We start from the raw sequence: 392 nt of genomic DNA, 5'->3' as shown, positions 1-392 counted from the left end.
TGGTTGGGGTGGAGCTGCGGCTGTTAGAACAGAGTCAGGAAAAATATTAACAAGCATTGCTCCTGATACTAAAAACGATGCTCTTTCACTATGCATGGAGGTGGGAGCGTATTTAGAGGCTCACAAACTCAATGAGCGAGTGACCCACTCATTATGCCTGTGTCGTGAGAGCGAGAACGATGAATTTCTAATTTTGTCACCATGCGGAGTTTGCCAAGAGCGCCTCGTCCATTGGGGTGGGGATGTCAAAGCAGCAATTACGACTTCAGGGAATGCATTGGTTTTCAAGACTATACGAGAATTAATGCCTCATCATTGGTCACTTGTAAACGGCAAAGCGCTATAACAAACTGTTTAAGAGTGATTCGCAACGCGTGGCATTTTTACTATGC

At 45.2% G+C, this 392-nt stretch carries 1 protein-coding gene; it reads left to right on the top strand.

The genetic code is table 11. The features are described from left to right. Window positions 1–346 (top strand): cytidine deaminase (locus IQR33_RS20950; RefSeq protein WP_193837854.1); only part of this gene is annotated, 346 nt, incomplete at its 5' end. Window positions 347–392 lie beyond the last annotated feature (46 nt).

This window comes from Vibrio sp. OPT46 (genome assembly GCF_015163535.1).
GTDB lineage: Bacteria > Pseudomonadota > Gammaproteobacteria > Enterobacterales > Vibrionaceae > Vibrio > Vibrio alginolyticus.
This window is presented reverse-complemented; position numbering and strand designations above follow the sequence as displayed.